The sequence below is a fragment of the Streptomyces sp. NPDC096152 genome, assembly GCF_044763235.1.
Classification (GTDB): domain Bacteria; phylum Actinomycetota; class Actinomycetes; order Streptomycetales; family Streptomycetaceae; genus Streptomyces.
In genome coordinates, this window is the sequence record NZ_JBIWFW010000002.1 from 305,902 (window position 1) to 331,301 (window position 25,400).

The following is a 25,400-nucleotide window of genomic DNA, read 5'->3' on the forward strand; positions in this document are numbered from 1 at the left end:
GCAGTGTGCCACGCCGTCGACGACACGGACAGGGTGATGCGACTCGTTCTGAAATTATCAGAACGCAGGTTGCGGGCCGAGCGCGACGGAGACCATAGTGATCCCGGTAGCTGCCGTACGGGCGGCCGCGGCGGACGGCCAACTCGGTGCGGTGGCAGAGGATGTGATGTTCCGGCAGGTGCGCTCCGCCGCACCCGGCCGTGAGGCGAGACCTGGATGGCCACCTTGATCGACGGACAGTCACCGTCACAGTCGAGAAGCCCGAACGCGGGTCCGGGATCCGCCGGGTCGCCGCCGCAGGCCCCGGCGCGCGGCCCCGTGCTCGCGGCCGAACTGCTGCGCAGGGCCGACGAGGACCGGGAGCTGACGCGGCTGGCCGGCGCCGATCCCACGCCGCAGCGCCGTCGTGATGTCGTGCGGTGCCATCGGGAGAACGCCGAGGCGCTGGCCGTGATCGTCCGCCGGCACGGCTGGCCGGGGGCCGATCTGGTCGGCGCGGCCGCCTCCACGGCGGCGCTGATGATCCTGCTGCACGCCCCGGACCTCCGCTTCCGCCTCCGGTGCCGGGACCTCATCGCCCAGGCCACGGCGGACGGCCGCTGTCCCGCCGTCCACCTCGCCTACATCGCCGACCACTGCGCCGTGGAACTGGGCGAGCCGCAGTTCTACGGCACCCGGGTCAACCCCGTCACCCTGTGTCCGTACCCGGTCCGCCGGCCCCAGACCGTGGACGAACGCCGCCACGACGTGGGCCTCGGCCCCCTCGCCGAGCAGATGCGGGCGCTGCGCCTGGACGGCTGACCACCTTCCGGTTTCGCGGCCGGCAGGGGCGGTACCCGCGCCTCGCCCGGAATACGACATGTGAGCCGCTCGACGACGCGAGCCGCGCGAAGCGAAGGGAGTACGCCGTGGTCGAACACCGCGATGAGGCTCCCGGTGAGAACGGCGCGCCCGTTCCCCGGGACATGCCGGACCAGCAGGCCCGCACCGGTGAGGGGGCCTGGGAGGACGACACCGACCGTGAGCGGGGCGACACGGGCGGCGCCGGCGAGCCGGCCGAGGCCGACTCCGAGGGTCCCGACATCAGCCTCCCCGACACCGACGAGGCGGGCACCGGCCGCAAGGGTGCCCCCCACTCGGGCACCGTGCACCCCGAGCACCCCGTCCCGGACGAGTCCACGGCCTGAGCCCGACGGACCGGCACCACACCGGACCGGACCCCGCGGATCCCCGGGAGCCGCGGGGTTCGGTCCGTGCACGTCAGCCGACCTTGCGCCCCCGCAGGGGCTCCGTGTCGGCGCCGTTGCCGTGCCGCAGTCCCTCCAGGAGCTCCCGCAGCGCCTCGGTCGCCGTGCGTTCGGGGTGCCAGCCCAGTTCCGTGTGGGCGCGGGCGCAGTCCATCAGGGGGAGGCGGAGCACCGCGTCGAAGAGGTGGGGCGAGGCGGGCAGCAGGTGCAGGCCCCAGGCGGCGGCGATCGCGGAGCGGGCCGCCGTGCGGGGCAGCCGTACGGTGCGCAGTCCCAGCATCTCGCTCAGCACCCGCGCGTCCAGCGGGGGCTCCGCGGCCAGGTTGAAGGCGCCCCGGACCTCGTGGCGCAGCGCCAGCAGGTACGCCCGCGCGGCATCGTCCGTGTGCAGGGCCTGCACCCGCAGACCCGGGACGTCCGGCAGGAACGGCAGCAGCTCGGGCCGGATCGCCGGACCCGGCAGGAACCTTCCGCCGAAGATGCGCCGCTGCTCGCTCGCCGACTCCCGCTTGAAGAGGAAGGCGGGCCGCATCCGGACCACCCTGACCTCCGGGTGGTCGCGCTCGAAGGTGTCCAGGGCCCGCTCCAGATAGGCCTTCTCCCGGCAGTACGCGGCGTCCGGCCACCCGTGGGTCGGCCACGACTCGCCCACCGTGCGGTCCTTCGGCCCCGGCGAGTACGCGCCGACCGACGACGCGTGCACGAGCACCGGCACCCGCGCGGCGGCCACCGCCTCGAAGACCCGGATGCTGCCGAGGACGTTGGTGCGCCACGTGGTCGCCGGGTCGTGCGTGGGCTGGAAGGCCCACGCCAGGTGCACCACGGCGTCGGCGCCCTCGAACTCCTCCGCGAGAGGCGCCCGTTCGGACGCCAGATCCACCGCCGACCACTCGGTCCTCGGCGGCGACCACCGAGGGATCCGGCGGGCCAGACCCCGTACCGATCCGGTGTCCGCGTCCTCGGAGAGGAGACGTACGACACTCGTTCCCACGTTGCCGGTGGCGCCCGTGACGACGACCCTGCGGCCCGTAGCGCTGCTCACCCGGGACTCCTCTCGACGGCGGCCGATGCTGTGGCCCCGGGTACCCGGTCCGCGCCGCCCGACGCGACCCGGCCCGCCCGACGCGACCGGCCCACGCACCCGTCCCGGCCGGCGGGGGAGCGGGCCCGGCCCGGGAGGAGCATGACGCCGGAGGTAATCGACCCGCGGCCGCCCGCGCGGAACCATCGGGGGCGTAACCGCTCACCGCCGGATCCGGGAGGTCCTCCATGCCGTACTTCACCAGCCCCGTCGACGGCACGCGGCTGCACTTCGTCGACTACGGGCCGGCCGACGGACCCGTGGTCGTCTTCGTGAACGGCGCCTACCTCGGCACCGAGATGTGGGAGTTCCAGATGCCGTCGCTGGCGGCGGAGGGCTACCGCTGCGTCGGCCTGGACCGGCGGGGCCACGGCCGCTCCGCCGACGTGTGGGACGGATACGGCCTCGACGGCCTCGCCGACGACCTGCACGGTCTGCTGGGCCATCTGGACCTGCGCGCGGCGACCCTGGTCGGCCACTCGATGGGCGGCCTGGAGATCGTGCGGTGCCTGACCCGGCACGGTGCCGGGCGCGTGGCCCGGGTGGCCTTCGTCGCCGGGATCGCCCCGGGCGTCGTCCGCTCGGCCGACAACCCGGACGGCGCCGACGCCGCCGTCGTCCGCGCCGCCAACGAGGCGTGCCGCCGCGACCGGGCGGCGTTCTTCACCGCCTCGGCCGACGACTACTTCGCCCTCGGCCGCCCCGGCAACCACGTGTCGGGGGCCTACGTCCAGTACGTCGTCGACTGCTGCATGACGGCCACCGCCCGCGCGACGGCCGCCGTCCAGGACCTGATCGCCGACGCGGACGTCACCCCCGAGGTGCCCAAGCTCGACCTGCCGGTCCTCGTCGTGCACGGCACCCACGACACCTCCGCGCCCCTGGAGGCCACGGGCGGCCGGGTCGCCCGGCTGGCGCCCGACGTCACCCTCAAGGCCTACGAGAACGCGGGCCACGGCCTGTACGTCACCCACGCGGACCGGCTCACCGGGGACCTGCGGGAGTTCATGACGGAGCGCTGACGGGCGTGCGGGGCGGGCCCGCCCCGGCACCGGACCCGGCCCGCCCCGCTGAAGGGTTTCGCTACGACCCGAAGGGTCTCGATACGACCCGGCGCCCCGCTCGGCCCGCGGATCCCGCGAAGGCGTTCACGCGAACGCGTTCACGCCCGTGAAGTCCGCCGACAGGTCCCACAGCCGGGCCGCCTGCTCCGGGTCGACGGCCCAGCTCCTGACGCCGGTCCGCTCACCGTCCGACGCGGCGGCCTCGGCGATGTCGCAGTCCTCGAGATAGACGCCGCCGAGGCCGTCGAGCTGCGGCGAGGTCGCCGCCCACACCTGGGTGGCGGCGCCCTGCTGCGGGGTCTTGAAGCCCTCGGGGTTCAGCGGGTCGCCGTGCTCGTCGATCCAGCCGCGCTCCACCATCTCCTCCTTCGCCAGGTGCCGCTGGAGAGGGGTGAGGATGCCACCGGGGTGCAGGGCGAAGGCCCGTACGCCGCTGTCGCGGGCGAGGGCGTCGAGGTGGACGGCGAACAGCACGTTCGCCGTCTTGGCCTGCCCGTACGCCTCCCACTTGTCGTAGCCGCGCTGCCAGTGGACGTCGTCCCAGCGCACGGGGGAGAGGTGGTGGCCACGGGAGGAGACCGAGACCACCCGGGCCCCGCCCGGCTCGATCGCGGGCCACAGCCGGTTGACGAGGGCGAAGTGCCCCAGGTGGTTGGTGGCGAACTGGGCCTCCCAGCCGGGCCCGACCCGGGTCTCCGGGCAGGCCATGATGCCGGCGTTGTCGATGACCATGTCGATGGTGCGGCCCGAGGCCAGGAAGCGCTCGGCGAAGGCGCGGACGCTGTCCAGATCGCCGAGGTCGAGTTCGTCCACCTCGGCGCCGTCGACGCCGGCCAGGGCCTCCCGTGCGGCGGCGGGGCGCCGGGCGGGGACCACCACGTGCGCGCCCGCCCGGGTGAGCGCGCGAGTCGTCTCCAGACCGAGGCCCGAGTAGCCGCCGGTGACGAGGGCGAGCCGCCCGGTGAGGTCGATGCCCCGCAGGACGTCCTCGGCGGTGCTCGTGGCACCGAAACCCGAACCGATCTTGTGCTGTGCGGTAGTGCTCATGCCCAGCACGCTACGGATTGAAGTGCTCTCGAAGTCAAGCGGAGCCGGTGGAAGGCCCGTGGCCGCGAGCGGAGTGGAGGAGGCCGGCCGGTCAGCCGCGTGACTCGGCGGGGGCGGCCGGAACGACCTCCGCCCACACGTTCTGGGCCTGCAGGAGCAGGGTGCCGAGGACCGTCGTCCCGGCCGTCTCCCGGCCCGCGTGTTCGCGCAGCGCCTCCTGCACGCGGCCGTGCAGTTCCTCCATCGCCTCCTCCGTCGCACGGTCCGGCGGCTGCGCGGCCCGCCCGTGCAGGATTCGGTCGCCCTCCGCCGCGCACCGGTCCGCGATCAGCTCCACCAGCCGCGCGTACGTCTCCCGGATCGGGGCGTCGGGCGGCGCGGGCGTACGGTCGTCGTCGGCCGCCACCGCGAGTGTCCGCGTCAGCGACCGGATGTGACCGGTGACGCGGCTCCAGCGCTGGTCCTCCCCCTCCGGCGGGACGTGCGAGGGGGCCCGGCCCAGGGTGCGCAGGGCGCCGTGCGTCAGACGCAGGCTCTCCCGGCTCCAGCCGCGTGCCCCGCGGAGGGCCTCCAGCCGGTGCTCCAGCCGGTCCGAGGCGCCGGACCAGGAGGCCGCCGCCTGCGGGTCCCAGTCGTCCCGGGCCAGCTCGGCGGCGATCCCGTGCAGCACCTCGCCCGCCTCCCGGGCGAGCGCCCCGAGGTTCTCCCGGACGTCCCGCAGATGGATCGGCGGCAGGACGAACGCGTTGACCGCGACCCCGATCACCGCCCCGAGCGCGGCCTGGCCCAGCCGGTGGCCGACCGCCGACACCGAGACGCTTCCCGTGGCGAGCGTGAACACCGCCGTGGTGGCGGCGTACACCCCCTGGTCACCGAAGCGGCGCCAGTTCGCCAGCAGCATCAGGGCCGGCACGCACACGGCCAGCGCCCCGGTGGTGTCGCCGGTGACCGCCTGCGCCCCGGAGGCGAACAGCGCCCCGGCGCAGATCGCGGTGAACTGCTGCGCCGCCTGCCGCAGCGAGCTGTAGACGGTGGCCTGCACCAGGACCAGCGCCACCCAGGGCGCCATCAGCGCCATTGGATCGTCGAGCCAGTTGCGGGCCACCAGCCAGGCGAGCAGTGCCGCCGCCGCGGCCTTGAGCGACTGCACCACCAGGTCCCGCTCCCGGCCCGGGCCCCGCCAGGCCGCCAGGGCCGCCCCGCGGACCGCCCGTGCCTCCCGGCGCACCACGCCGGCCGAGCGGGGGCCGCTCCGGTGCCCCGGGATGCCCGCCTCCTCGCGGGCGGCGTCCGTCCCATACGTCATGCGGGGCGGGTATCCCGCGGGCCCGGGGTCCCATGCGGGGCCCGGGCAGGACGTGACGACGATCTCAGGCCAGCGCGGTGTCCGGCAGGGACGCGAGGAGGTGGGCCGGGTCGTCGTAGACCGCCTCCGCCCCCGCCTCCTCCAGGTCCCGGCGGGGGATGCCCCCGCACAGCACGCCCAGGCAGCGCACCCCGGCCCGGCGGCCGGCCCGCATGTCCCAGACGGTGTCGCCCACGAACACCGCCCGGTCGGCGGGCACCCCGACCAGGTCGAGCGCGTGCTCGACGGGTTCCGGCGCGGGCTTGCCCTCCGTCACGTCGTCGGCGCTCGCGGTCGCGGCGATGGCGTCGTCCGCGTCGATGGCACGGCGCAGCGCGCCGAGCTCCGCCCCGCCCGCCGAGGTCGCCAGAACCACCTTCCAGCCGCTCCGGTGCAGCCGCCGCAGCAGGGGCCCGGCGTCCCGCAGGGCGGGCAGCCGGTCGAAGTACTGGCCGTAGAGCGTCTTGTGGGCGGCGCTGATCCCGGCGTCCCGCTCCCGGTCGCGGTCCTCGCCGAGGAGGTGCGCGATCAGGTCGGTGGAGCCCAGCCCGACCGCGCGGTGGACGGCGTGCATCGGCACGTCGTGCCCCGCCTGCCGGAAGGCCTCCCACCAGGTGACGACGTGGAGGTGGTTGGTGTCGACGAGCGTTCCGTCGACGTCGAACACGGCGGCACGGTCCATCCGGGGTCCTCTCGCCTCGGGGGCCTCCTGCCGGCCTCCCTCGCCGGGAACGGGTACCACGTCAGACGCCCGCCACGCCGGACGGCGTACGGCGTTCCCGGGCCCAGGCCAGCAGCTCGTCCCGGGGCCAGGTGTTCACCACCCGCTCCGGCGGCACCCCGCACTCCTCGGCCCGCGCGCAGCCGTGGATCTGCCAGTCGAGCTGGCCGGGCGCGTGGGCGTCGCTGTCGATCGAGAACAGCACGCCCGCCTCGACGGCCCGGCGCAGCAGCCGCCGCGGCGGGTCCAGCCGCTCCGGGCGGCTGTTGATCTCCAGCGCCGTCCCGGTCTCGGCGCACGCGGCGAACACCGCGTCGGCGTCGAACTCGGACTCGGGCCGCCCCCGGCCGGTCACCAGCCGTCCGGTGCAGTGCCCGAGGACGTCGGAGCGCGGGTCGCGCACGGCGGCCACCATGCGGCGGGTCATCGCGCGGGCGTCCATCCGCAACTTGGAGTGCACCGAGACGACCACGACGTCCAGCCGGTCGAGCAGCTCCGGCTCCTGGTCGAGCGAGCCGTCGTCGAGGATGTCGCACTCGATGCCGGTCAGCAGCCGGAACGGCGCCCAGGTCTCGTTCAGCTCCGCGACCACGCGCAGCTGCTCGCGCAGCCGCTCGGCGGACAGCCCGCGGGCCACCGTCAGCCGCGGCGAGTGGTCCGTCAGCACCGCCCACTCGTGCCCGAGGCGTGCCGCCGTACGTCCCATCTCGTCGACGGGGCTGCCCCCGTCGGACCAGTCGGAGTGCAGATGGCAGTCGCCGCGCAGCAGCGCCCGCAGCCGCTCCCCGCCCGGCGCGCGCGGCTCCTCCGCCTCGTCCCGGAGCTTCTCCAGATAGCCGGGCACCTGCCCGGCCAGGGCCTCGCGCACGACCTGCGCGGTCTTGGGGCCCACGCCCTTGAGGGACTCCAGCGTCCCGGCGGACGCCCGCCGGGCCACCTCCTCGGCGGGCAGCTCGGCCAGCACCCGGGCGGCGGTACGGAAGGCGCGTACGCGGTACGTCGGCGCCAGGGACCGCTCCAGCAGAAAGGCGATCCGGTCCAGTGCCTCGACGGGGTCCATCGCCACCTCCCTCCCACAGCGTTCCGCAGCCCCGTCCGGGGCGCACGACGAGAGGCGGTCCCGCGCCCCCCGGCGCGGTGCGTTCTACGCTGGAGGCATGACCGAAGTCGAGAGCCCGCACATCTCCCGTCCGCGGATCATGGTGCTCAAGGTGCAGCCGGGCACCCCGCCCTTCCGCATCGTGGAGATCGACGGTCAGATGGTCGGCGAGGCGAAGAGCATCACGGACGTACTGGAGGCGGCCGCCGCGTACGGCATCGTGGTCCACGACCTCGACGATCCGGACGTGGTCCGCTGGGTCGGCGGCGACAAGTTCACCTGGCACCTCCGCCACTGAACGCCCGCCCTCCGAAAGCCGCCCGCGGAACCGGAAGGCGGGCCCGGGGCCGGTCCGGCTGATCAGTCGCCGGACGGGCCCTCGCGCCGGATCAGCCGACCGTCCATTTCTGGTTGGCGCCGCCCGTGCAGGTCCAGATCTGCAGCCGGGTGCCGTTCGCCGCGTTGTCCCCGGTGACGTCCAGGCACTTGTCCGCCTGCGGATTCACGATGTCGTGCGCCGAGGAGACGACCCACCTCTGGTTGGGGCCGCCGGTGCAGTCCCACAGCTGGACGGTGGAGCCGTCCGCGGTGCCGTTGCCGGTGATGTCGAGGCACTTGCCGAGGGCGCGGAGCGTGCCGTCGGAGGCGACGGTCCACTGCTGCGCGGCGGTGCCGTTGCAGTCGTAGAGCTGTACCGGGGTGCCGTTGGCGGAGTTCGCGGCCGCCACGTCGACGCACTTGCCGGCCAGCCCCCGTATCGCGGCGCCGCCGGGCGTGCCGCCCGTCGTCACCGACACGGAGTCCACCACCAGTTGCTGGGGGAAGCTGGTGGAGCCGTCCGGGTCGCCCGGCCAGTAGCCGCCCACCGCCAGGTTCAGGATCAGGAAGAACGGCTTGTCGAACACCCAGGTTCGCCCGCCCAGGTCCGCGGGCGTGCGCCGCTGGTAGACGGTGCCGTCCACCGACCAGGTGATCGAGCCGGGCGCCCAGTCGACGGCGTAGGTGTGGAAGGCGTCCGCGAAGGCCTGGCCGTTCGGGAGCGAGTAACCGGCGCCGATCCCGCCCGATCCCGAGTAGCCGGGGCCGTGGAGGGTGCCGTGCACGGTCGACGGCTCGAAACCGACGTTCTCCATCACGTCGATCTCGCCCGAGGCCGGCCAGCCGACCTGACCGATGTCGGTGCCGAGCATCCAGAACGCGGGCCACATGCCCTGCCCGCGCGGGATCTTCATCCGCGCCTCGACATGCCCGTACTGCGCGGCGAACCGTCCGGAGGTGTTCAGCCGGGCCGAGGTGTACTGGCAGGTGCCGTACCAGCACCGGTAGTTGGCCGGGTTCTCGCGCCGGGCGGTGATGACGAGGTGCCCCTGGCCGTCCAGGGCCGCGTTCCTCGTGCCCGCCGTGTAGTACTGCCGCTCGTGGTTGTCGACGTTGTCACCGGTCTCCGTCTGCCACTTGGCGGAGTCGACGGCCGCGCCCGCGGGCCCGTCGAAGGTGTCCGTGAACGTCGCGGCGGCGGAGACGGCCGGGGCGCCGGCGGGGGCGGGGGCGGCGTCCGCCGTCGTGGCCGCCCGCGCCGGGCCGATCGCGGCGGAGCCGGCCAGGACGGCGGACAGGGCGGCGAGAAGACATCCGCGGAGCAGGCGTGGAGAGGCCACGGTTCTCCCTTCCGTGCGGCGGCCCGTCGCGCGGGCCGCCGCACGTGGTGGGGGGTGAATGCGTCGCCTCTTGATTCAAGGAGTGAAGTAAGGGGCCGTCAATATCTTGGTACGGACCGGTCCCGGCCCTTACGCACGCGGCCTGCGGGCGTGCACCGCCCGGCTGAGCCGCCGGCCCAGCAGAAGGTAACCGAGCAGTGCGCCGGTGGTGTTGAGGATGACGTCGTCGATGTCGAAGGCGCGTCCGGTGATCAGCGCCCCCTGGGCGAACTCCACCAGCAGCATCACGACCGCCGTCAGCAGCACCACGCGCAGCAGCCGGCGCGTCCGCGGTGCCACGATCGGCACCAGCACGCCGAACGGCACCCCGAGCAGCAGGTTTCCGCCGATCTGCTTGACCGTGTCCCGCAGCCCCGGAGCCTCCAGGTAGAGCCGCAGCGAGCGCCCCGGATGCAGGTTGGTGTGCGCGATGGAGGCCGACGCGGGCGACGGCTGGAGCGTCAGCTTCGCCAGGACGACGGCGAAGGCCACCATGAAGACGAAGGCGCACAGCATCGCCAGCAGGCGCAGGGGCCAGGGGAGCGGCCGGCGGTCGTCGCCGGAGTCCGGCCGCGGGGCGCGCCGGGCCTTCGTGGCGCGACCGGTCTTCGTGGCGCGTTTGGTCTTGGCCGTGCGTCCGGTCTTGGTCGTGAACGGACGGAAAGCGGTACGTGGGCGCAGCGCCACGCGAGCCATGGGCTCCTCCAATTTTGAACTTTCAGACGTAGGACAGCGGTTACCCGCGAAGTCGGCCGTGATGCGGCGGATCGGTCCGGGCCGCGCGCTCCCGTGGCGCGAAAGCGATCGTGTTTTCCGCGCCCCGGCGACCGGGTTTCCGCCGCCTCCGGCGGGGCATCCGGGCAAGGGCCCGCGCGTCGCCGCCCCCCGCGGGCGGGGCGGTGCTTGGATGCCCCGAAGCGGCGCACGGGGAGATTCCCGGCGCTGCAGCGACAACACCGGCGGAGGTGGCGCGTGAACCGGCGTACGGCGCTCCTCGCCGTGGGGGAGGTCCTGGTCTGGTGGGCCGCGCTCCTGCTGCTGTGGCTGGTCCTGATCAGCACGGTGGACACCCTGGAAGTGGCCGTCGGCGCCGGTGCCGCGGGCCTGGCGGCGCTCGCCGCGTGGGCCGGCCGACGCGTGGTGGGCGGACGGTGAACGGCTGGATCCTTACCGCGGGCTGCGTCCTGGCCGCCGGGCTCGGCGCGGTCCTGTGGGGCGTCACCACCGGGCCGTTGCGCCGCAGGGCCGTCGCCCAGAACCTGTCCACCGCCGTGGCCTGCCCCGTCCTGCTGCTGCTCGCGCAGGGCTACCACCGTCCCTCCTACGTCGATCTCGCCCTGCTGCTCGCGCTGCTGGGCCCGGTCGGCACCCTCGTCTTCGCCCGGCTGCTCGCCGCCGAGCTCGCCGAGGACCCGCCCCGGGCCCGGGCCGCGACCTGGGTGTGCGCCGGTCTCGGCGCACTGGTCGTGCCGGCTCTGTGCGCGGTCACCGGGCCGGGCCGGGCGATGGTGAAACTCCTGGTCGTCGGGGTGCTGCTGATCGGCGGCAACCTGATCGCCTCCCGGGCGCTGTACGGCGGGCTGAAAGGGGCCGGACGTGGCTGACGTGGTCCTCGTGGTGGCGCTGCTGCTCGTCGCCGGCTGCGCGACCGCCGCCGTCGCGCACCGCGACCCCGCGCGCCAGGCGCTCGTGCTGTCCGTCCTCGGCGTCGTCCTCGCGGTGCTGTTCACCGTGCTCCAGGCCCCCGACGTCGCCCTGTCGCAGCTCGCGGTCGGCTCGGCGCTGACCCCCCTGCTGATCATGCTCTCGGTCCGCAAGGTCAAGCGGCGCGCGGCCGGGTCCGCGCGGGCCGGGTCCGGAGGGACCACCCCCGGGGCGTCCGGATCCCGGGCGGCCGGGCCCGGAGAGGCCGGATCCGAGGACGCGGGGTCCGAGGAGACCGGGTCGGAAGGGCGCGAGCGGTGAACCCGAGGGTGCGACTGTGGCTCGTCGCGGCGGGCGGCGCGGGACTCGCCGCGCTGCTCGTCGCCGCCTGCCTGAAGCTGCCCGCCTTCGGCGGCTCCTGGCATCCCTACGGCGACCGCGCCGTGCGCGCCTCCCTGTCCCGGCACACCGCCAACACCGTCGCCTCCGTCAACTTCGACCAGCGGGCCTTCGACACCACGGGCGAGATGACCATCCTCTTCGCGGCCGTCCTCGGCTGCCTCGTCCTGCTGCGGCAGACCCGCGACGAGCACCGCGCCCGGCCCCACCCCGCCGACGTCGCCCGGCCGGTGCGCCGCTATGCCCTGATCGTGCTGCCCGTCGCGCTGCTCACCGGCCTGTACGTGATCGCCCACGGGCAGCTCAGCCCCGGGGGCGGCTTCCAGGGCGGCGTCGTCGCCGCGACCTCCCTGCACCTGCTGTACCTGGGCGCCGACTACCGTGCCCTGGAACGCGTCCGCCCGGTCGGGCTCTACGAGATCGGCGACGCGCTGTCCGTCTCCGCGTACCTGGTCCTCGGTCTCGCGGGCGTCGTGGCGGGCACCGCCTTCCTCGCCAACACCCTGCTGCCGTACGGCACGTTCAACACGCTGTCCTCGGGCGGCACCGTACCCCTGCTGAACGCGGCCATCGGGATGGAGGTCGCCTGCGCGGTGGTGGTGCTGCTCGCGGGCTTCCTGGACCAGGCCGTCGAGATCGAGGAGGAGAGCGGGAAGTGAGAACGCCGTGACCGCCGTGCCGCACGTCCTTCCGTACCTGGTCGCCGTATGGGTGTTCCTGACCGGCTGCTACGGCCTGGCCACCAGCCGGAACCTGATCCACGCCGTAGGCTGCCTGGCCGTCGTGCAGTCCTCCACGTACGTGCTGCTGCTGGCCGTCGGCTACCGCGACGGCGGCACCGCACCCGTCTTCTCCGACATCCGGCCCGGCTCGCGGCCCGTGGTGGACCCCGTCGTGCAGGCGCTGGCCCTCACCGACGTCGTCGTCGGCGCCACCGTCACCGCGCTGCTGCTCGCGCTGGTCATGCAGGTCGCCAAACGGCACGGCACGGTCGACCCCGACGAGCTGAGGGAGCTGCGCGGCTGATGCGCCATCTGCTGCCGCTGCTGGTGGCCGTGCCGCTGCTGGGCGCCGCCGTGCTGATCGCCGTCGGCCGCCGCCTGCCGCGCTCGGCCGCCGAGACCGTCGCCTGCGCGGTCTCCGGCGCGACCGCCGGCCTCGCGCTGGTGCTGCTGCTCGACTCCTCGCCACCGCTGATCGAATGGGTCGGCGCCTGGTACCCGAAGGACGGCCAGAGCGTCGGCATCGTCCTCACCGGTGACAGCGCCGGGCTCGGCATGGCCGCGCTCGCGTCACTGCTGACGCTCGCCGCGCTGGCGTACTCCTGGCACTACTTCGACGAACCGCCCCACGGCCACGCGGGTGCCTTCCCGGCGCTCGTGCTGCTCTTCCAAGGGGGAATGTGCGGCTTCGCGATCGCGGGCGACCTGTTCGACGCGTTCGTGTTCTTCGAGCTGATGAGTGTCGTGGCGTACGCGCTCACCGGCTACCGCGTCGACGAGGCCCGGGCCGTGCAGGGCGCCATGACCTTCGGGGTCGTCAACTCGCTGGGCGCCTACTTCGTGCTCACGGGCATCGGCCTGCTGTACGCCCGCACCGGCGAACTCTCCCTGGTGAAGATCGGGCGCGGACTCGACGCGCACGGCGGCCCGGACGCCCTCACCCTCGCCGCCTTCGTCCTCGTACTGACCGGCCTGCTGGTGAAGGCCGCCGCCGTGCCCTTCCACTTCTGGCTGCCGGACGCGCACGCCGTCGCCCCCACGCCCGTGTGCATGCTGCTGTCCGGCGTCATGGTGGAACTCGGCGCGTACGGCGTCTGGCGGGTGTACGGCACCGTCTTCTCCGGCCCCGGCGGAGTCCCGGCGGCCGACTTCACCCGGGCCCTGGTCGCGCTCGGCGTGCTGACGGCGGCGGTCGGCGCGGTCATGTGCTGGTACCAGCGGCACATCAAGCGGCTGCTGGCCTACTCGACCGTCGCGCACACCGGGCTGTTCCTCGTCGGCATCGGCGTGCTGAGGCCCGAGGCGGACGACGGGGTCGCGCTGTACGTCCTCGGGCACGCGGGTGTGAAGGCGGCCCTGTTCGCCTGCGCCGGCATCCTGCTGAACCGCTACGGCAGTGTCGACGAACTCGCCCTGCACGGCCGGGCCCGGGAACTGCGCGGTGTGGCCGTCATGTTCGCCGTCGGGGCCCTGGCCCTGGCGGGGCTCCCGCCGTTCGGCACCGGCCTCGGCAAGGCCGTCGCCGAGGAGGCGGTGGGCGGCCCGCTCACCGTGGTCTACGTCCTCGCGTCCGCCGTCACCGGGGGAGCGGTGCTGCGGGTGACCGGGCGCGTTTTCCTCGGGCTGGGCCGACGGCCCGAGGAACACCCGGAGGACGAGACGACCGGGTCCGGCGAGCGGCCCGAGACCCTGCACCGCCTCACCCGTGTCCCCGGCACCATGCGGGCGGTCCCCGCGGTGCTCCTCGCCGCGGCACTGGCCGTCGGGGTGGCTCCGGGATTCGCGGGACTGGTCGCCCGTGCCGTCAACGAGTCCGGCTCCGGGGGCGCCGCCGGCCTCGTGCACTGGACGGGGGCCGGAGTCCTCCTGGGGCTGCTGTCGGCCCTGCTCGCCATCGGGCTGGCGGCCGTCGCCGTCACCCGCCCGGGACCTCTCTCGGAACCCGGGTGGGCCCTGCCGCTCAGGCGCCTGCAGTCCGGGCACATCGGCGACTACGTGGCCTGGCTGCTGGTGGGGACGACCCTGCTGGGAGCCCTGGCCCTGCCGGGCGTCCTCGGGGGCTGAGGCCCCCGGAGGCGTCGGCCCCCGGAGGCGTCGGCCCCCGGAGGCGTGGCCCCCGGGGGCATCCGGTTCAGGCGCCGTAGGAGACGTGCACCTCCTTGAAGCCGAGGGAGCGCAGCAGGCCCTCCAGCATGCCGGTGGTGTTGCTCTCGGCCCTCGCGGTCAGACCGCTGTCCTTGGCCGCGTCCGCGATGTGCCGGACGGCGAGCTGCTGCACGGCGCGTTCGCTGTTGGGGTTGTCGGAGAACAGGTCGCCGAGGCGGTCCAGCAGCCCGCGCTGCTTGGAGACCGCGTACGAGTGGTCGGGGTCGAGAGCCGGCTTGCCGAGCCGCGCGTGCGGCAGGCGCAGCGTGGCCGAGGTGCGGTCCGCGTTGACCGACACGTCCTTGCCGCCGACGTCGCCGAGGTCGACGTAGGCGTCGACGGTGCCCGCCCCCACGTACAGGGTGCGGGTGCCGCGGATCGCGTCCGGCAGGTACTTGGTGTCCTTCTCCAGGTCCACGACGACCTGGAAGTTGCCGGACGCGGCGTTGTAACGGCTCATGTCCTGGATGGACTTCAGCAGCGCGGGGCCCGAGCGGTCCTGCGTCCGCGTGCCGAACAGGTCGTCGATGCCCGGCAGCACGGCCATCCGGATCCCCGCGAACAGCACGACGAGCACCACCACGACGGCAGTCACCGCCTTCGCCCAGCCGGGCATGCGCCGTGGCACTCGCCTGAGGGAAGTCGTCATTCGGCGCTCCTCCTTCCTCCCCTCTGCGCATGCCCGCCAAATTGCGTGACAGACCGCCCCGTTGGCCGGCCCCGTCCCCGGCCGGGCCGGACGCGCGGATCGACGGCGCCCACGCCGGGGCCTCCGGGGGCCGGGAGTATCGGATCCGGTCACGGCAGGTGCGGGGGCCGTGGCGCACCGCGACCGGCTTTCCCGTGGTCAGTAGCATGAGCCCGGCAGTCAGCAGTGATCATGCGAGGAGCGGATCGTGCGAGACATCGCGGTGTTCAGCGGCAGCGCCCATCCAGACCTGGCGGCGGAGGTCTGCGCGCATCTGGGCGTGCCGCTCAGCCCCACCCGGCTCAGCCGGTTCGCCAACGACTGCCTGGAGGTGCAGTTGCAGGCGAACTGCCGGGAACGCGACGTCTTCCTGATCCAGCCGCTGGTGAGGCCGGTCCAGGAGCACCTGGTGGAGCTGCTGCTGATGTGCGACGCGGCCCGTGGCGCCTCCGCCGGGCGCATCACCGTCGTGATGCCGCACTACTCCTACGCCCGTTCCGACAAGAAGGACGCCCCGCGCATCTCCCTGGGCGGGCGGCTGGTCGCCGATCTGATGGTCGCCGCCGGTACGAGCCGGGTCCTCGCCATGACGCTGCACGCGCCGCAGGTGCACGGCTTCTTCTCGGTGCCCGTCGACCATCTGCACGCCCTGCGCGAGCTGGCCGCGCACTTCCGGCAGTACGACCTGAGCCGCACCACCGTCGTCTCGCCGGACCTCGGCAACGCCAAGGAGGCGGCCGCGTTCGCGCGCATGATCGGCGCGCAGGTGGCCGCGGGGGCCAAGCAGCGCTTCGCGGACGACCGCGTGACCATCAGCTCCGTCATCGGCGACGTGGCCGGGCGGGACGTCATCGTGCTGGACGACGAGATCGCCAAGGGCAGTACGGTCCTCGAACTCCTGGACCGGCTGCGCGAGTCGGGGCCCCGCTCGATCCGGATCGCCTGCACCCACGGCCTGTTCGCGGAGGGCGCGCTGAAACGGCTGACCGAACAGCCCGACGTGCTGGAGATCGTGTGCACCAACACGGTGCCGGTGCCGGTGGACGGCCTGGAGGAGTACCGGTCCAAGCTGCGGGTCCTGTCCATCGCCCCGGCCCTCGCCGAGGCCGTGCGGCGCATCCACAACGGCGAGTCGGTCAGCGCCCTGTTCGACGCGCCGCGCGGCGAGGAGGGCTAGGGCGACGACGGGCCGGCGCCGGTTCACAGGGAGCCGGACGCGGCCTCGGGCTGCTCCAGGGCCGCGGCCAGCGTCGGCTGCGGGGGCAGCAGCCGGGCCAGACCGGTGGTCCTGAGCACCCGCAGGGTCAGCGGGTGCGCGCACACCAGGCGCAGCTCGCCGCCCTGGCCGAGGACCCGGCCGCGGGCCCGGTAGAGCAGCCGCAGTCCGGAGCAGTCGAAGAAGTCGACCCGGCTGAGGTCGATGACGACCCGGGCACCGGGCCGGGCCGTCACCCGGTCCAGACAGGGGAGGATCTCCACCGCCGCGGCGATGTCGATCTCACCGCGGAACTCCAGCACGGTGTGGCCGCGGTCCCGGTGGATGCGCAGATGCCGGGTGAGCGGCGCAGGTTCCTGCTGCACGACGACATCGCCTCCAACCGAACCTGACCCGGCGGGGTGACGGATCACCGGGCCCAAAACCCGTCCCCGCTCTGCAAGTTACCCTCGTTGGAGTGAATTCCAGCATGTTCGGTTGACATATGTCATCGAATTGCGGCCGTGTCCTGCTGTGAAGTGCGGTCAGTCGACCAGCAGCACCAGCTTCCCCGTGGTGCGGCCGGTGTCGCCCAGCTCGTGCGCCTTGGCGGCCTCGGCCAGCGGAAAGGTGCCGGCGATCGTGGCGCGCAGCCGGCCCGCCTCGACCAGGTCCGCGACCGCCCTCATGCCGTGGTGGTCGGCGTCGACGAGCATCCTCGTCGCCCGCACGCCGAGCCGCGCCGCCTCCTCGTGGAACTCCTCCGAGCCGACCGGCAGGATCGAGACCACGATCCCGCCCGGCCGCAGCACCCGCAGCGAGCGCACGGAGGTGTCGCCGCCGAGGGTGTCCAGCACCACGTCCACGTCCCGCACGGCCTCGGCGAAGTCGGTCGTCCGGTAGTCGATCGCCTCGTCCACGCCGATCTCCCGCAGGAAGTCGTGCTTCCCCGCGCTCGCCGTGCCGATGACGTACGCGCCGCGCGCCTTCGCGATCTGCACCGCCACATGGCCCACCCCGCCGGCCGCCGCGTGGATCAGGACCCGCTGCCCGGGCCGCACCTCGGCCCGCTCCACCAGCGCCTGCCACGCGGTGAGCGAGACCAACGGCAGCGCGCCCGCCTGTACGTGGTCGATCCCGGCCGGCTTGTGCGTGAAGGCACGCGCCGGGGCGGTGACGTACTCGGCGTGCGAGCCGTGGCCGAACGGATAGGGCAGCATGCCGAAGACCTCGTCCCCGGGCTGGAAGAGGGCGACCCCGACGCCGGTCGCCTCGACCACGCCGGAGACGTCCCAGCCGAGGACGAAGGGCGGCTCGCCCAGGAAGCCGCCGGTGGCCCGGTGCTTCCAGTCGGTGGGATTCACCCCGGCGGCCCGCACCCGGACCAGTACCTCGTTCGGACGCGGCTCGGGCCGCTCCAGCGTCACTTCCCGGAGGACCTCGGGGCCGCCGAGGACGTCCTGACTGATGGCACGCATCGTGTTCACATGGCTCATGGTGAACCAGCCTGCCCCGATCCGCCCGGCAGGAAAATGGCATGATTGCCAACCTTCGATAAGATCGTGCCATGAGGCGAACGGAACGGGTCGTGGTGCTCGCCCTCGACGGTGTCTACCCCTTCGAGCTGGGCATCCCCAGCCGCATCCTCGGCGCGGCCGACGGGCACTACGAGGTGCTGACCTGCACGGTCGACGGGCAACCGGTCAGCACCAGCGCGGACTTCACCGTCACCGCCGACCACGGACCGCAGGTGCTGGCCACCGCCGACACGGTGGTGATCACGGCCGTACCGCCGGACCGGATCGCCGAGCGGCTGCCGGACGAGGTCGCCGCGGCGCTGGCCCGGATCCCCGCGCACGCGCGCATCGTCTCCATCTGCACCGGCGCCTTCGTCCTCGCGGCGGCCGGACTGCTCGACGGCCGCCGGGCCACCACCCACTGGCACGTCGCCGAACGCTTCCGGCGCGCGTTCCCGCGGGTCACCCTCGACCCGGATGTGCTCTTCGTCGAGGACGGCCGGTTCCTCACCTCGGCGGGCGCCGCCTCCGGGGTAGACATCTGCCTGCACCTCGTGCGCTCCGACCACGGCAGCGAACTCGCCAACGCCGTGGCCCGCCGCTGCGTGGTCCCGCCGTTCCGCGACGGCGGCCAGGCGCAGTACATCGAGCAGCCCGTGCCCGAGCAGGGCGGCGCGAGCACCTCCGGGGCCCGCGCGTGGGCCCTCGGGCGCCTGGACGAGCCGCTGACCCTGGCCGACCTCGCCGCCCACGCCCGGATGAGCCTGCGCACCTTCGCCCGCCGGTTCAACGACGAGGTCGGGCTCAGCCCCGGCCGCTGGCTCATCCAGCAGCGCGTCACCCGGGCCCGCCACCTCCTGGAGTCCAGTGACCTGACGGTCGACCAGATCGCCGGCCAGGTCGGCTTCGCCACCGGCGCCTCCCTGCGCCAGCACCTGCACGCCGCGATCGGCGTCTCCCCGCAGGCGTACCGGCGCACGTTCCGGACGGCCCGCCGGGGCCCGCGACCCACGGCACGATCCGAAAGGGAGGCCCTGGCGGCCGGAGGCGCGGCGCGCCCGGTGGAGATCCGGGCGGGAAAGGACGCCGGACGGTCACACTGAGGGGGCGCACGTGATCTCCGTACGACGACGCGACGACCCGTCAGGAGGCTGTCCGACCATGACCCCGCCACTCGCACGCTCCGCGCGGCAGCGCAGGCTGGACGCCCTGCACCGGCTGGAGAACGACGTCGACGCCTGGGTGGCGACGGCCGACGCCGACGGGGGCCTCCCGCACCTCGTGCCGCTGTCGTTCGTCTGGGACGGCGCCACCCTCCTGCTGGCCACCCCGGCGGAGAGCCGGACCGGGCGGAACCTCCGCACGACCGGCAGGGTGCGGCTCGGCATCGGGCCGACCCGTGACGTGGTGCTCGTGGAGGGGACCGTCGAGGCCGTGCCGCCCGCCGACCTGCCCGAGGAGGACGCCGAGATCTTCGAGGCCAAGACCGGCTTCGACCCGCGCCGCCTCGCCACGCCCTACCTGTACTTCCGCGTCCACCCCCAGCGGGTGCAGGCCTGGCGCGAGGCCGACGAACCGGACGGACGGGAACTGATGCGTGACGGTGAGTGGCTGGCCGCCGACTGAATCCCCGGCGCCGGGATATCCGGAGGGAAGGGGCGGCGGGGCAGGCACGTCCTGCCGCCGGAATCTTCGGAGGAGACATGCCACTGGTGACCGCCGGCTTGGTGGTGCTCGACTGCGCCGAGCCCGAGAAACTCGCCGTGTTCTACAAGGAGTTCCTGGAGGGGGAGGAGACCGCGGCCACCGCCGACCTGGTGGAGATCCGCGGCGCCGACGGAATGCGGATGGCCTTCCGGCGGGACGCCAACGCGACCCCGCCGAGCTGGCCGCGCCCCGAGAACTCCCTCCAGGCCCACCTGGACTTCCGGGTCGAGGACCTCGACGCGGCCGAGCGCCGGGTCGTCGCACTCGGCGGCCGCCCGCTGGAGGCGAAGGACGCGTCCGGCCCCTACGAGGAGCGCTCCTGCTCCGACCCGGCCGGTCACTCCTTCACCCTCCGGCGCGCCCGGCCCAAGGGGCCCAAACAGGGCTGACGCCCCGCGGAAACGGGGCCGACGCCGGCCGGCCGCACCCCGGCATCCGGGGTCACGGCCGGCCGGCGCCGGTTCAGTCGCGGCCGCCCTTGGACTTGGCCGGCCACACACCGGTCGAGCGCTCGATGGCCTTGGCGCCCGCGCGGTCCACCGCGCTGCGCACCACGGCGAAGATGGCCCCCTGGACGGCCGCGGCCAGCAGGATCTCGCCCCAGCCGCGGTCCTCGTCGAGCGCGTCGGGAGCGTCCTCCTCGTGGCGGATCGCCTTCCACGTGGCGCGGAAGGCCATCCCGGCCAGCGCTCCGCCCGCCCAGCCCAGCGTGAACCCCACGGGCTGGTAGGCGAGCGGGAGCTTGTTCTTCTTCTTGGCCACCTGTGTCTCCTTCTTGTGCGTGCGGTACGTGTCGTACCGGTCGTTCTTGCTCATCAGCGGCGGTGTGTTCCGGGTGTGCCGGGTGCGCCGGGCGCCGCGCGAACGAGTCGGCGGCGGGGGAGTGGTCAGGGCCTGCCCCGGACCGGCACCTCCTCCCCGGCGCGCACCGGCCCGGGAGGAGTCCCGTCCCCGAAGGGCCGGCCGCCGAGCTCCTCCCGGTGATGCGGCGTCAGCCAGCCGGACAGGTCCGGCCCGAGGGGCACGATTCCGGTCGGGTTGATGCCGGTGTGCACCTGGTGGTAGTGACGCTTGATGTGGTCGAAGTCGACCGTGTCACCAAAACCCGGTGTCTGGTACAGATCGCGGGCGTACGCCCACAGCACCGGGTTCTCCGCCAGCTTCCAGCGGTTGCACTTGAAGTGTCCGTGGTAGACGGCGTCGAAACGGACCAGTGTGGTGAACAGCCGGACGTCCGCCTCGGTGATCGTGTCCCCGACGAGATAACGCTGCCCCGCCAGCCGGTCCGCCAGCACCTCCAGCCGCCGGAACACACCCGTGCACGCGGCCTCGTACTCCGCCTGGCCGGTGGCGAACCCGGCCCGGTACACGCCGTTGTTGACGTCGTCGTACACCTCCGCCATCACGGTGTCGATCTCGGTGCGCAGCGCCGGCGGGTACAGGTCGGGCGCCCCGGGCCGGTGCAGGGCAGTCCACTCGGTGGCGAGGTCCAGCGTGATCCGCTGGTAGTCGTTGGTGACCAGCCGGCCACTGGGCACGTCGACGATCGCGGGCACGCTGACGCCGCCCGGATGGCCGTGCTCCCGGGCGTCGTAGGCCTCGCTGAGCAACCGGATGCCGAGGACGGGGTCGCGGCCGTCCGGATCGAGGGTGAAACGCCAGCTCCGGTCGTCCTGGACGGGATCGGTGACGGCGAGCGACAGGGCGTCCTCCAGACCGAGCAGCCGCCGTACGACGAGCGCCCGGCTCGCCCAGGGGCAGGCGCGGCTGACGACCAGACGGTAGCGCCCGGCCTCGACCGGCCATCCGTCCCGCCCGTCCGCGGTGATCCGGTCCCTGAAATGGCTCCTGGACCGCTTGAAGGCCCTGTGCCCGTAGGCGCTGTTGCCGCCGCCCCCGCCGCTCATGTGTCCTCCTGCCGTACGACCGTCCCTACGACTGTCCTGGTGAACGCGTTCCCCGAATTCGCCCAGTGGCACGGTATGAGCCAGGGCGGCCGGGGCATTCGGCGAAGGTGAGCGGGACACCTACGGAAAACACGACGGACGACATGACGGACAACGCGAACGACCGGGCGCCGGACGGCTCGACGCACCAGGCGCCCGATCACGCGGAGGAGCGGGATCCGGACCGGGCGCCGGAGCGCGGCACGGACGGCAAGGAGGAAGAGGGAGCAGAAGGGGGAGGAGCCGGGCCCGGGAAGGCGGCGGACCGCAGGACGCGGATCACCGTGCTGGTGGCGCTCGCGGCGAATCTCGTCATCGCGGTCGCCAAGGCCGTCGGCGGTCTCCTCGCGGGCTCGCCGGCGCTGCTGTCGGAGGCGGCCCACTCCGTCGCCGACAGCCTCAACGAGGTCTTCCTGCTGGCCGCGCTGCACCGCAGCCGTCGTCCCGCCGACCGGCGCCACCCCTTCGGCTACGGCAAGGAGCGGTTCTTCTGGTCCCTCCTCGCCGCCGTCGGCATCTTCGTCATGGGCGGCTGCTTCTCCTTCCTCCAGGGCATCGAGGCCCTCCGCAACGGCGCCGAGGAGACATTCGGCGGCTACGTGGCGGGCCTGATCGTCCTCGGGGTCGCCCTGCTGGCCGAGGGCGTCTCCCTGCTGCGGGCCCTGCACCAGGTGCGCCGCCAGGGCGGCAAGGGCGGCCTGCGCGACCCGGCACTGCGCACCGTCGTCGCCGAGGACGGCACCGCGGTCCTCGGCGTCACCCTCGCCATCATCGGCATGGCGCTGCACATGATCACCGGTCAGGTCGTCTGGGAGGCGTCCGCCTCGCTGGCGATCGGCGTCCTGCTCGTCTACGTCGCCTACCGGCTCGGCCGCGACGCGCGCGACCAGCTGATCGGGGAGGCCGCCGACCCCGAGCTGACCGACCGGATCAGGAACCTGCTCCGGGCACAGCCGGAGATCGACAGCGTCGAGGCGCTGTTCACCATGAAGATGGGCCTCGACTGCGTCATGGTGGCCGCCCGGATCGACCTGGCGCCCGGCCTGGACAGCGAGAAGGTGGAGGAGATCTCCGTGCGCATCAAGCGCTCCATCGCCCGCACCGTGCCCGAGGCGGACCAGGTCTTCCTCGACGTGACGGACCGGCGGACCGAGCGGGAACGGGAAAGCCCCGCCGCGACGGGGGAGCGCGGCGGGGCCTGAGGAGCGGCTGCCCGGCCTCTGACGGCTTCATGCGCCCCGGCGCGGGGATTTCTCCCCGGCCGGGCATCCCCTCCGCATCAGTGCCCGTCGGCCGGCTCCAGCACGAGGACCGGGATCTCCCGCGAGGTCTTCTCCTGGTACTCGGCGTACGGAGGATAGGCGGCGACGGCGCGCTCCCACCACTCGGCCCTCTCGGCCCCCGTGACCTCACGGGCCGTCATGTCCCGTTTCGTCGGTCCGTCCTGCAGCTCCGCGCGGGGATCGGCGGTGAGGTTGAAGTACCAGACGGGGTGCTTGGGCGCGCCGCCCTGCGAGGCGACCACGGCGTACCGCCCGTCGTGCTCCACCCGCATCAGCGGCGTCTTGCGGATCTTCCCGCTCTTCGCACCCCGGGTGGTCAGCACCACGACGGGCAGGCCCGTGTCCAGCAGCGTGGTCCCCTTGGTCCCGCCGGAACTCTCGTACAACTCCACCTGATCCCGCACCCACTGGGCCGGGCTGGGCTCGTACTCGCCCTCAAGAGGCATGGCGTCCGTCCTCTCTCGCGTCCTGTTACGGATCTCGCGTCGCCGTGCAACAACGGTGGCCACACGATTCATCCCTACCGCGTTCCCCGGGAATCCCTTCCGCTCCCCTTCGGCCACTCCCGCGCCCGTGATGGTGCCGGGCGGGCGGCCCGGCGGCCCCGGACGGCGCACCGCCTCACGCGAACGACACGACCATACGTAGCGCCTGATGCGGGCGGGCCGCACGGACCGCCGCAGCGGGCCGATCGACCGTCCGTACCGCCCGGCGCGGGCCGCGCGCACCGCCTCACGCGGGCCACACGACCATCCGTACCGCCAGCACCGTCATCACCGCGCTCGACACCAGGGCCGTGACCAGCCGCCCCCGGTGACCGGTCAGCGCGCGGCCCAGCAGTGCGCCACTCCCGGCCAGCAGCAGCTGCCAGCTCGCGGACGCGGCGAAGGCCGCCAGCACGAACACCCCCTGTTCCAGGGGCGGCACGGCGGCCGCGGTACGGCTGCCCAGCACCAGCGCCGCGAAGTAGATCACCGTGGCCGGATTGAGCAGGGTGAGACCCAGCAGCCCGAGGTAGGCGCGCGCGGGGCTCGGCGCGGCCGTGTCCGGCCGCCCGGCCGGGCGACGGGCCCGGTACCGCCGCAGCGCGGTGACCGCGCCCCAACCGGCCAGCGCGGCCAGTACCAGGGCCGACATCCAGCGCAGCGGCCCCAGCACCGGCCGCAGAGACGTGGCCAGGGCGGCGCCCCCGAGCGTGGCCAGCAGGGCGTAGACGCCGTCGGCGGTGGCGACGCCGAGCGCGGCGCACGAGCCGGTCCGCAGCGAGGTGCGGGCGGTGAGGGAGACGAGGTAGGTCCCGACGGCGCCGACGGGCACGGCGATGCCGAGGCCCGCGAGCAGCCCCGCGACGAGCGCGCCGGTCACGGCCGTACCGGACCGGACCTCCGGGGACGGCCGGGCTGCTGTCGGCGCCCCGCCGGGCAGCGGGCGGCGGACGGCGGCAGCGGGAACACGGCACTCGTGGACATGGCCGGATCCTGCGGTCCGAGGCCGCGCGACGGCAACCGAATTTCGCGGAGGGACGGAAGCGGATCCCGGCCAGATCCCGCGGGTCGCCGATCTGGCCGAACTTCATGTCGTGCACTGGATGCCTCGGGCATCTAATGAAGATCGGCACGACGCACTCATCGTCTGCGAGGTCTTCATGACGGAACTGTCGGAACCCGTCGCCTTCCCCCAGGACCGCACCTGCCCCTACCACCCGCCCACCGGCTACGACCCGCTGCGCACCGCCCGCCCGATCACCCGCACCGCCCTCTACGACGGCCGCCCGGCCTGGCTCGTCACCGGGCACGCCCTCGCCCGGGAGCTGCTGGCCGACCCGCGCCTGTCCACGGACCGCACCCGGCCCGACTTCCCCGCGGTCACGCCCCGCTTCGCCGCGGCCCGCGACCGCAAGGTCGCGCTGCTGGGCGTCGACGACCCCGAGCACCGCACCCAGCGGCGGATGATGATCTCCAGCTTCACGCTCAAGCGCGCCACCGCGCTCAGGCCCCGCATCCAGCGGATCGTCGACGACCTCCTGGACGCGATGATCGTCCAGGGGCCGCCCGCGGAGCTGGTGAGCGCCTTCGCGCTGCCCGTGCCCTCCATGGTGATCTGCGCGCTGCTCGGCGTGCCCTACGCCGACCACGAGTTCTTCGAGGAGCAGTCGCGCCGCCTGCTGCGCGGCCCCACAGCCGCCGACACGCTGGACGCCCGCGAGCGCCTGGAGACCTACCTGGGCGCGCTGCTCGACAGCAAGCTAGAGGACCCCGGTGACGGTCTGCTGGACGAACTCGTCCAGGAGCAGGTGCGGGAGGGCGCCCCGGACCGCGACGAGCTGATCTCGATGGCCGTCATCCTTCTGGTCGCCGGCCACGAGACGACCGCCAACATGATCTCCCTCGGCACCTACACGCTCCTGCAGCACCCCGAGCGGCTGGCGGAACTGCGCGCCGACCCCGCGCTGCTGCCCGCCGCGGTCGAGGAACTGATGCGGATGCTCTCCATCGCCGACGGCCTGCTGCGGGTGGCCGTCGAGGACATCGAGGTGGCGGGTACGACGATCCGGGCCGGGGACGGCGTGGTCTTCTCCACCTCCGTCATCAACCGCGACGAGGACGTCTACCCCGCGCCGGACAGCCTGGACTGGCACCGCCCGGCCCGCCACCATGTCGCGTTCGGCTTCGGCATCCACCAGTGCCTCGGCCAGAACCTCGCCCGCGCCGAGCTGGAGATCGCCCTGAGCACCCTCCTCGACCGGCTGCCCACCCTCCGCCTGGCCGCCCCGCCGGACCGGATCCCGTTCAAACCCGGCGACACGATCCAGGGGATGCTGGAACTCCCCGTGACCTGGTAAGAGGCTGCCGT

Annotated in this window: 29 protein-coding genes and 1 pseudogene; 16 read left to right on the top strand and 14 right to left on the bottom strand. The window is 73.7% G+C overall.

Annotation, left to right across the window (positions count from 1 at the left end):
• Positions 1–216: 216 nt before the first annotated feature.
• Positions 217–801 carry a DUF6624 domain-containing protein gene (locus tag ACIQ9G_RS06815; protein ID WP_403607257.1) on the top strand — a complete coding sequence of 195 codons (585 nt, stop codon included), beginning with the start codon at positions 217–219 and terminating at the stop codon, positions 799–801.
• Between the two features lie 107 nt (positions 802–908).
• On the top strand, positions 909–1,187 hold the full coding sequence (locus ACIQ9G_RS06820) for a hypothetical protein (RefSeq protein WP_403607258.1): 279 nt from the start codon (positions 909–911) through the stop codon (positions 1,185–1,187).
• A gap of 73 nt (positions 1,188–1,260) precedes the next feature.
• On the opposite strand, the gene ACIQ9G_RS06825 is transcribed toward ACIQ9G_RS06820, so the two are convergent.
• Positions 1,261–2,289 (bottom strand): SDR family oxidoreductase, encoded by a 1,029-nt coding sequence (locus ACIQ9G_RS06825; RefSeq protein ID WP_403607259.1) that lies wholly within the window; start codon positions 2,287–2,289, stop codon positions 1,261–1,263.
• Positions 2,290–2,516: 227 nt separating this feature from the next.
• On the opposite strand from ACIQ9G_RS06825, the gene ACIQ9G_RS06830 reads away from it, so the two are divergent.
• On the top strand, positions 2,517–3,350 hold the full coding sequence (locus ACIQ9G_RS06830) for an alpha/beta fold hydrolase (protein ID WP_403607260.1): 834 nt from the start codon (positions 2,517–2,519) through the stop codon (positions 3,348–3,350).
• 126 nt (positions 3,351–3,476) lie between these two features.
• On the opposite strand, the gene ACIQ9G_RS06835 is transcribed toward ACIQ9G_RS06830, so the two are convergent.
• The 4 genes from ACIQ9G_RS06835 to ACIQ9G_RS06850 all read right to left on the bottom strand — a co-directional run bounded on the left by ACIQ9G_RS06835 (position 3,477) and on the right by ACIQ9G_RS06850 (position 7,565).
• Positions 3,477–4,439 carry an SDR family NAD(P)-dependent oxidoreductase gene (locus tag ACIQ9G_RS06835; RefSeq protein WP_403607261.1) on the bottom strand — a complete coding sequence of 321 codons (963 nt, stop codon included), beginning with the start codon at positions 4,437–4,439 and terminating at the stop codon, positions 3,477–3,479.
• Positions 4,440–4,530: 91 nt separating this feature from the next.
• Positions 4,531–5,745, bottom strand: coding sequence for an aromatic acid exporter family protein (locus ACIQ9G_RS06840; protein WP_403607262.1), 1,215 nt, complete (start codon positions 5,743–5,745; stop codon positions 4,531–4,533).
• A 64-nt stretch (positions 5,746–5,809) separates the two neighbouring features.
• Complete coding sequence (locus ACIQ9G_RS06845; RefSeq protein ID WP_403607263.1) at positions 5,810–6,466, bottom strand: HAD family hydrolase; 657 nt, start codon at positions 6,464–6,466, stop codon at positions 5,810–5,812.
• Between the two features lie 61 nt (positions 6,467–6,527).
• Positions 6,528–7,565, bottom strand: coding sequence for a PHP domain-containing protein (locus tag ACIQ9G_RS06850; protein WP_403607264.1), 1,038 nt, complete (start codon positions 7,563–7,565; stop codon positions 6,528–6,530).
• A gap of 97 nt (positions 7,566–7,662) precedes the next feature.
• Here ACIQ9G_RS06850 and ACIQ9G_RS06855 point away from each other — a divergent pair, with 97 nt between their 5' ends.
• On the top strand, positions 7,663–7,902 hold the full coding sequence (locus tag ACIQ9G_RS06855) for a hypothetical protein (RefSeq protein WP_403607265.1): 240 nt from the start codon (positions 7,663–7,665) through the stop codon (positions 7,900–7,902).
• A 91-nt stretch (positions 7,903–7,993) separates the two neighbouring features.
• Here the strand turns inward: ACIQ9G_RS06855 and ACIQ9G_RS06860 are convergent, their stop codons facing one another.
• Together ACIQ9G_RS06860 and ACIQ9G_RS06865 are read right to left on the bottom strand one after the other, a co-directional pair.
• Positions 7,994–9,262 (bottom strand): ricin-type beta-trefoil lectin domain protein, encoded by a 1,269-nt coding sequence (locus ACIQ9G_RS06860; RefSeq protein WP_403607266.1) that lies wholly within the window; start codon positions 9,260–9,262, stop codon positions 7,994–7,996.
• A gap of 129 nt (positions 9,263–9,391) precedes the next feature.
• Positions 9,392–9,997, bottom strand: a complete 606-nt coding sequence (locus tag ACIQ9G_RS06865; protein WP_403607267.1) for a VanZ family protein — start codon at positions 9,995–9,997, stop codon at positions 9,392–9,394.
• A 276-nt stretch (positions 9,998–10,273) separates the two neighbouring features.
• On the opposite strand from ACIQ9G_RS06865, the gene ACIQ9G_RS06870 reads away from it, so the two are divergent.
• The 6 genes and pseudogenes from ACIQ9G_RS06870 (at position 10,274) to ACIQ9G_RS06895 (ending at position 14,130) form a co-directional block, all read left to right on the top strand.
• On the top strand, positions 10,274–10,456 hold the full coding sequence (locus tag ACIQ9G_RS06870) for a hypothetical protein (RefSeq protein WP_403607268.1): 183 nt from the start codon (positions 10,274–10,276) through the stop codon (positions 10,454–10,456).
• Positions 10,453–10,905, top strand: coding sequence for a monovalent cation/H+ antiporter complex subunit F (locus tag ACIQ9G_RS06875; protein ID WP_403607269.1), 453 nt, complete (start codon positions 10,453–10,455; stop codon positions 10,903–10,905). Before ACIQ9G_RS06870 ends, ACIQ9G_RS06875 begins: the two co-directional genes overlap by 4 nt.
• Positions 10,898–11,137 (top strand): annotated as a pseudogene (locus tag ACIQ9G_RS06880) (Na(+)/H(+) antiporter subunit B); the annotation flags it as partial. The gene ACIQ9G_RS06875 and the pseudogene ACIQ9G_RS06880, both read left to right, overlap by 8 nt.
• 125 nt (positions 11,138–11,262) lie before the next feature.
• The gene (locus ACIQ9G_RS06885) at positions 11,263–12,003 is read left to right on the top strand and encodes an MnhB domain-containing protein (protein WP_403607270.1); all 741 of its coding nucleotides are present in this window, start codon (positions 11,263–11,265) and stop codon (positions 12,001–12,003) included.
• A gap of 16 nt (positions 12,004–12,019) precedes the next feature.
• The gene (locus tag ACIQ9G_RS06890) at positions 12,020–12,370 is read left to right on the top strand and encodes a sodium:proton antiporter (protein WP_403607914.1); all 351 of its coding nucleotides are present in this window, start codon (positions 12,020–12,022) and stop codon (positions 12,368–12,370) included.
• Positions 12,370–14,130, top strand: coding sequence for a complex I subunit 5 family protein (locus tag ACIQ9G_RS06895; RefSeq protein ID WP_403607271.1), 1,761 nt, complete (start codon positions 12,370–12,372; stop codon positions 14,128–14,130). Before ACIQ9G_RS06890 ends, ACIQ9G_RS06895 begins: the two co-directional genes overlap by 1 nt.
• 67 nt (positions 14,131–14,197) lie before the next feature.
• On the opposite strand, the gene ACIQ9G_RS06900 is transcribed toward ACIQ9G_RS06895, so the two are convergent.
• On the bottom strand, positions 14,198–14,860 hold the full coding sequence (locus ACIQ9G_RS06900; protein ID WP_403607272.1) for a DUF4230 domain-containing protein: 663 nt from the start codon (positions 14,858–14,860) through the stop codon (positions 14,198–14,200).
• 247 nt (positions 14,861–15,107) lie between these two features.
• Between ACIQ9G_RS06900 and ACIQ9G_RS06905 the strand changes: the two genes are divergently transcribed.
• Positions 15,108–16,076 carry a ribose-phosphate diphosphokinase gene (locus ACIQ9G_RS06905; protein ID WP_403607273.1) on the top strand — a complete coding sequence of 323 codons (969 nt, stop codon included), beginning with the start codon at positions 15,108–15,110 and terminating at the stop codon, positions 16,074–16,076.
• Between the two features lie 23 nt (positions 16,077–16,099).
• On the opposite strand, the gene ACIQ9G_RS06910 is transcribed toward ACIQ9G_RS06905, so the two are convergent.
• Complete coding sequence (locus ACIQ9G_RS06910; protein WP_403607274.1) at positions 16,100–16,480, bottom strand: anti-sigma factor antagonist; 381 nt, start codon at positions 16,478–16,480, stop codon at positions 16,100–16,102.
• A gap of 159 nt (positions 16,481–16,639) precedes the next feature.
• The gene (locus ACIQ9G_RS06915) at positions 16,640–17,590 is read right to left on the bottom strand and encodes an NADP-dependent oxidoreductase (protein ID WP_403607275.1); all 951 of its coding nucleotides are present in this window, start codon (positions 17,588–17,590) and stop codon (positions 16,640–16,642) included.
• A 71-nt stretch (positions 17,591–17,661) separates the two neighbouring features.
• On the opposite strand from ACIQ9G_RS06915, the gene ACIQ9G_RS06920 reads away from it, so the two are divergent.
• From ACIQ9G_RS06920 to ACIQ9G_RS06930, 3 genes are all read left to right on the top strand, one after another.
• Positions 17,662–18,714, top strand: coding sequence for a GlxA family transcriptional regulator (locus ACIQ9G_RS06920; protein ID WP_403607276.1), 1,053 nt, complete (start codon positions 17,662–17,664; stop codon positions 18,712–18,714).
• Positions 18,715–18,772: 58 nt separating this feature from the next.
• Positions 18,773–19,237: a pyridoxamine 5'-phosphate oxidase family protein gene (locus tag ACIQ9G_RS06925; protein WP_403607277.1), complete on the top strand. Its 465-nt coding sequence runs from the start codon at positions 18,773–18,775 to the stop codon at positions 19,235–19,237.
• A 77-nt stretch (positions 19,238–19,314) separates the two neighbouring features.
• Positions 19,315–19,707, top strand: a complete 393-nt coding sequence (locus ACIQ9G_RS06930; RefSeq protein WP_403607278.1) for a VOC family protein — start codon at positions 19,315–19,317, stop codon at positions 19,705–19,707.
• Between the two features lie 73 nt (positions 19,708–19,780).
• On the opposite strand, the gene ACIQ9G_RS06935 is transcribed toward ACIQ9G_RS06930, so the two are convergent.
• Both ACIQ9G_RS06935 and ACIQ9G_RS06940 read right to left on the bottom strand, forming a co-directional pair.
• Entirely contained in the window at positions 19,781–20,134 is a 354-nt protein-coding gene (locus tag ACIQ9G_RS06935) for a DUF4235 domain-containing protein (RefSeq protein WP_403607279.1), read from the bottom strand.
• A 71-nt stretch (positions 20,135–20,205) separates the two neighbouring features.
• The gene (locus ACIQ9G_RS06940) at positions 20,206–21,225 is read right to left on the bottom strand and encodes a glutathione S-transferase family protein (protein WP_403607280.1); all 1,020 of its coding nucleotides are present in this window, start codon (positions 21,223–21,225) and stop codon (positions 20,206–20,208) included.
• A gap of 323 nt (positions 21,226–21,548) precedes the next feature.
• Between ACIQ9G_RS06940 and ACIQ9G_RS06945 the strand changes: the two genes are divergently transcribed.
• Entirely contained in the window at positions 21,549–22,466 is a 918-nt protein-coding gene (locus ACIQ9G_RS06945) for a cation diffusion facilitator family transporter (protein ID WP_403607916.1), read from the top strand.
• A gap of 77 nt (positions 22,467–22,543) precedes the next feature.
• Here the strand turns inward: ACIQ9G_RS06945 and ACIQ9G_RS06950 are convergent, their stop codons facing one another.
• A complete protein-coding gene (locus ACIQ9G_RS06950) occupies positions 22,544–22,993 on the bottom strand; it encodes a nitroreductase family deazaflavin-dependent oxidoreductase (protein ID WP_403607281.1) in 450 nt (149 codons plus the stop codon).
• A 286-nt stretch (positions 22,994–23,279) separates the two neighbouring features.
• Positions 23,280–23,912: a LysE family transporter gene (locus ACIQ9G_RS06955; RefSeq protein ID WP_403607282.1), complete on the bottom strand. Its 633-nt coding sequence runs from the start codon at positions 23,910–23,912 to the stop codon at positions 23,280–23,282.
• 280 nt (positions 23,913–24,192) lie between these two features.
• Between ACIQ9G_RS06955 and ACIQ9G_RS06960 the strand changes: the two genes are divergently transcribed.
• Positions 24,193–25,389: a cytochrome P450 gene (locus ACIQ9G_RS06960; protein WP_403607283.1), complete on the top strand. Its 1,197-nt coding sequence runs from the start codon at positions 24,193–24,195 to the stop codon at positions 25,387–25,389.
• Positions 25,390–25,400: the final 11 nt, after the last annotated feature.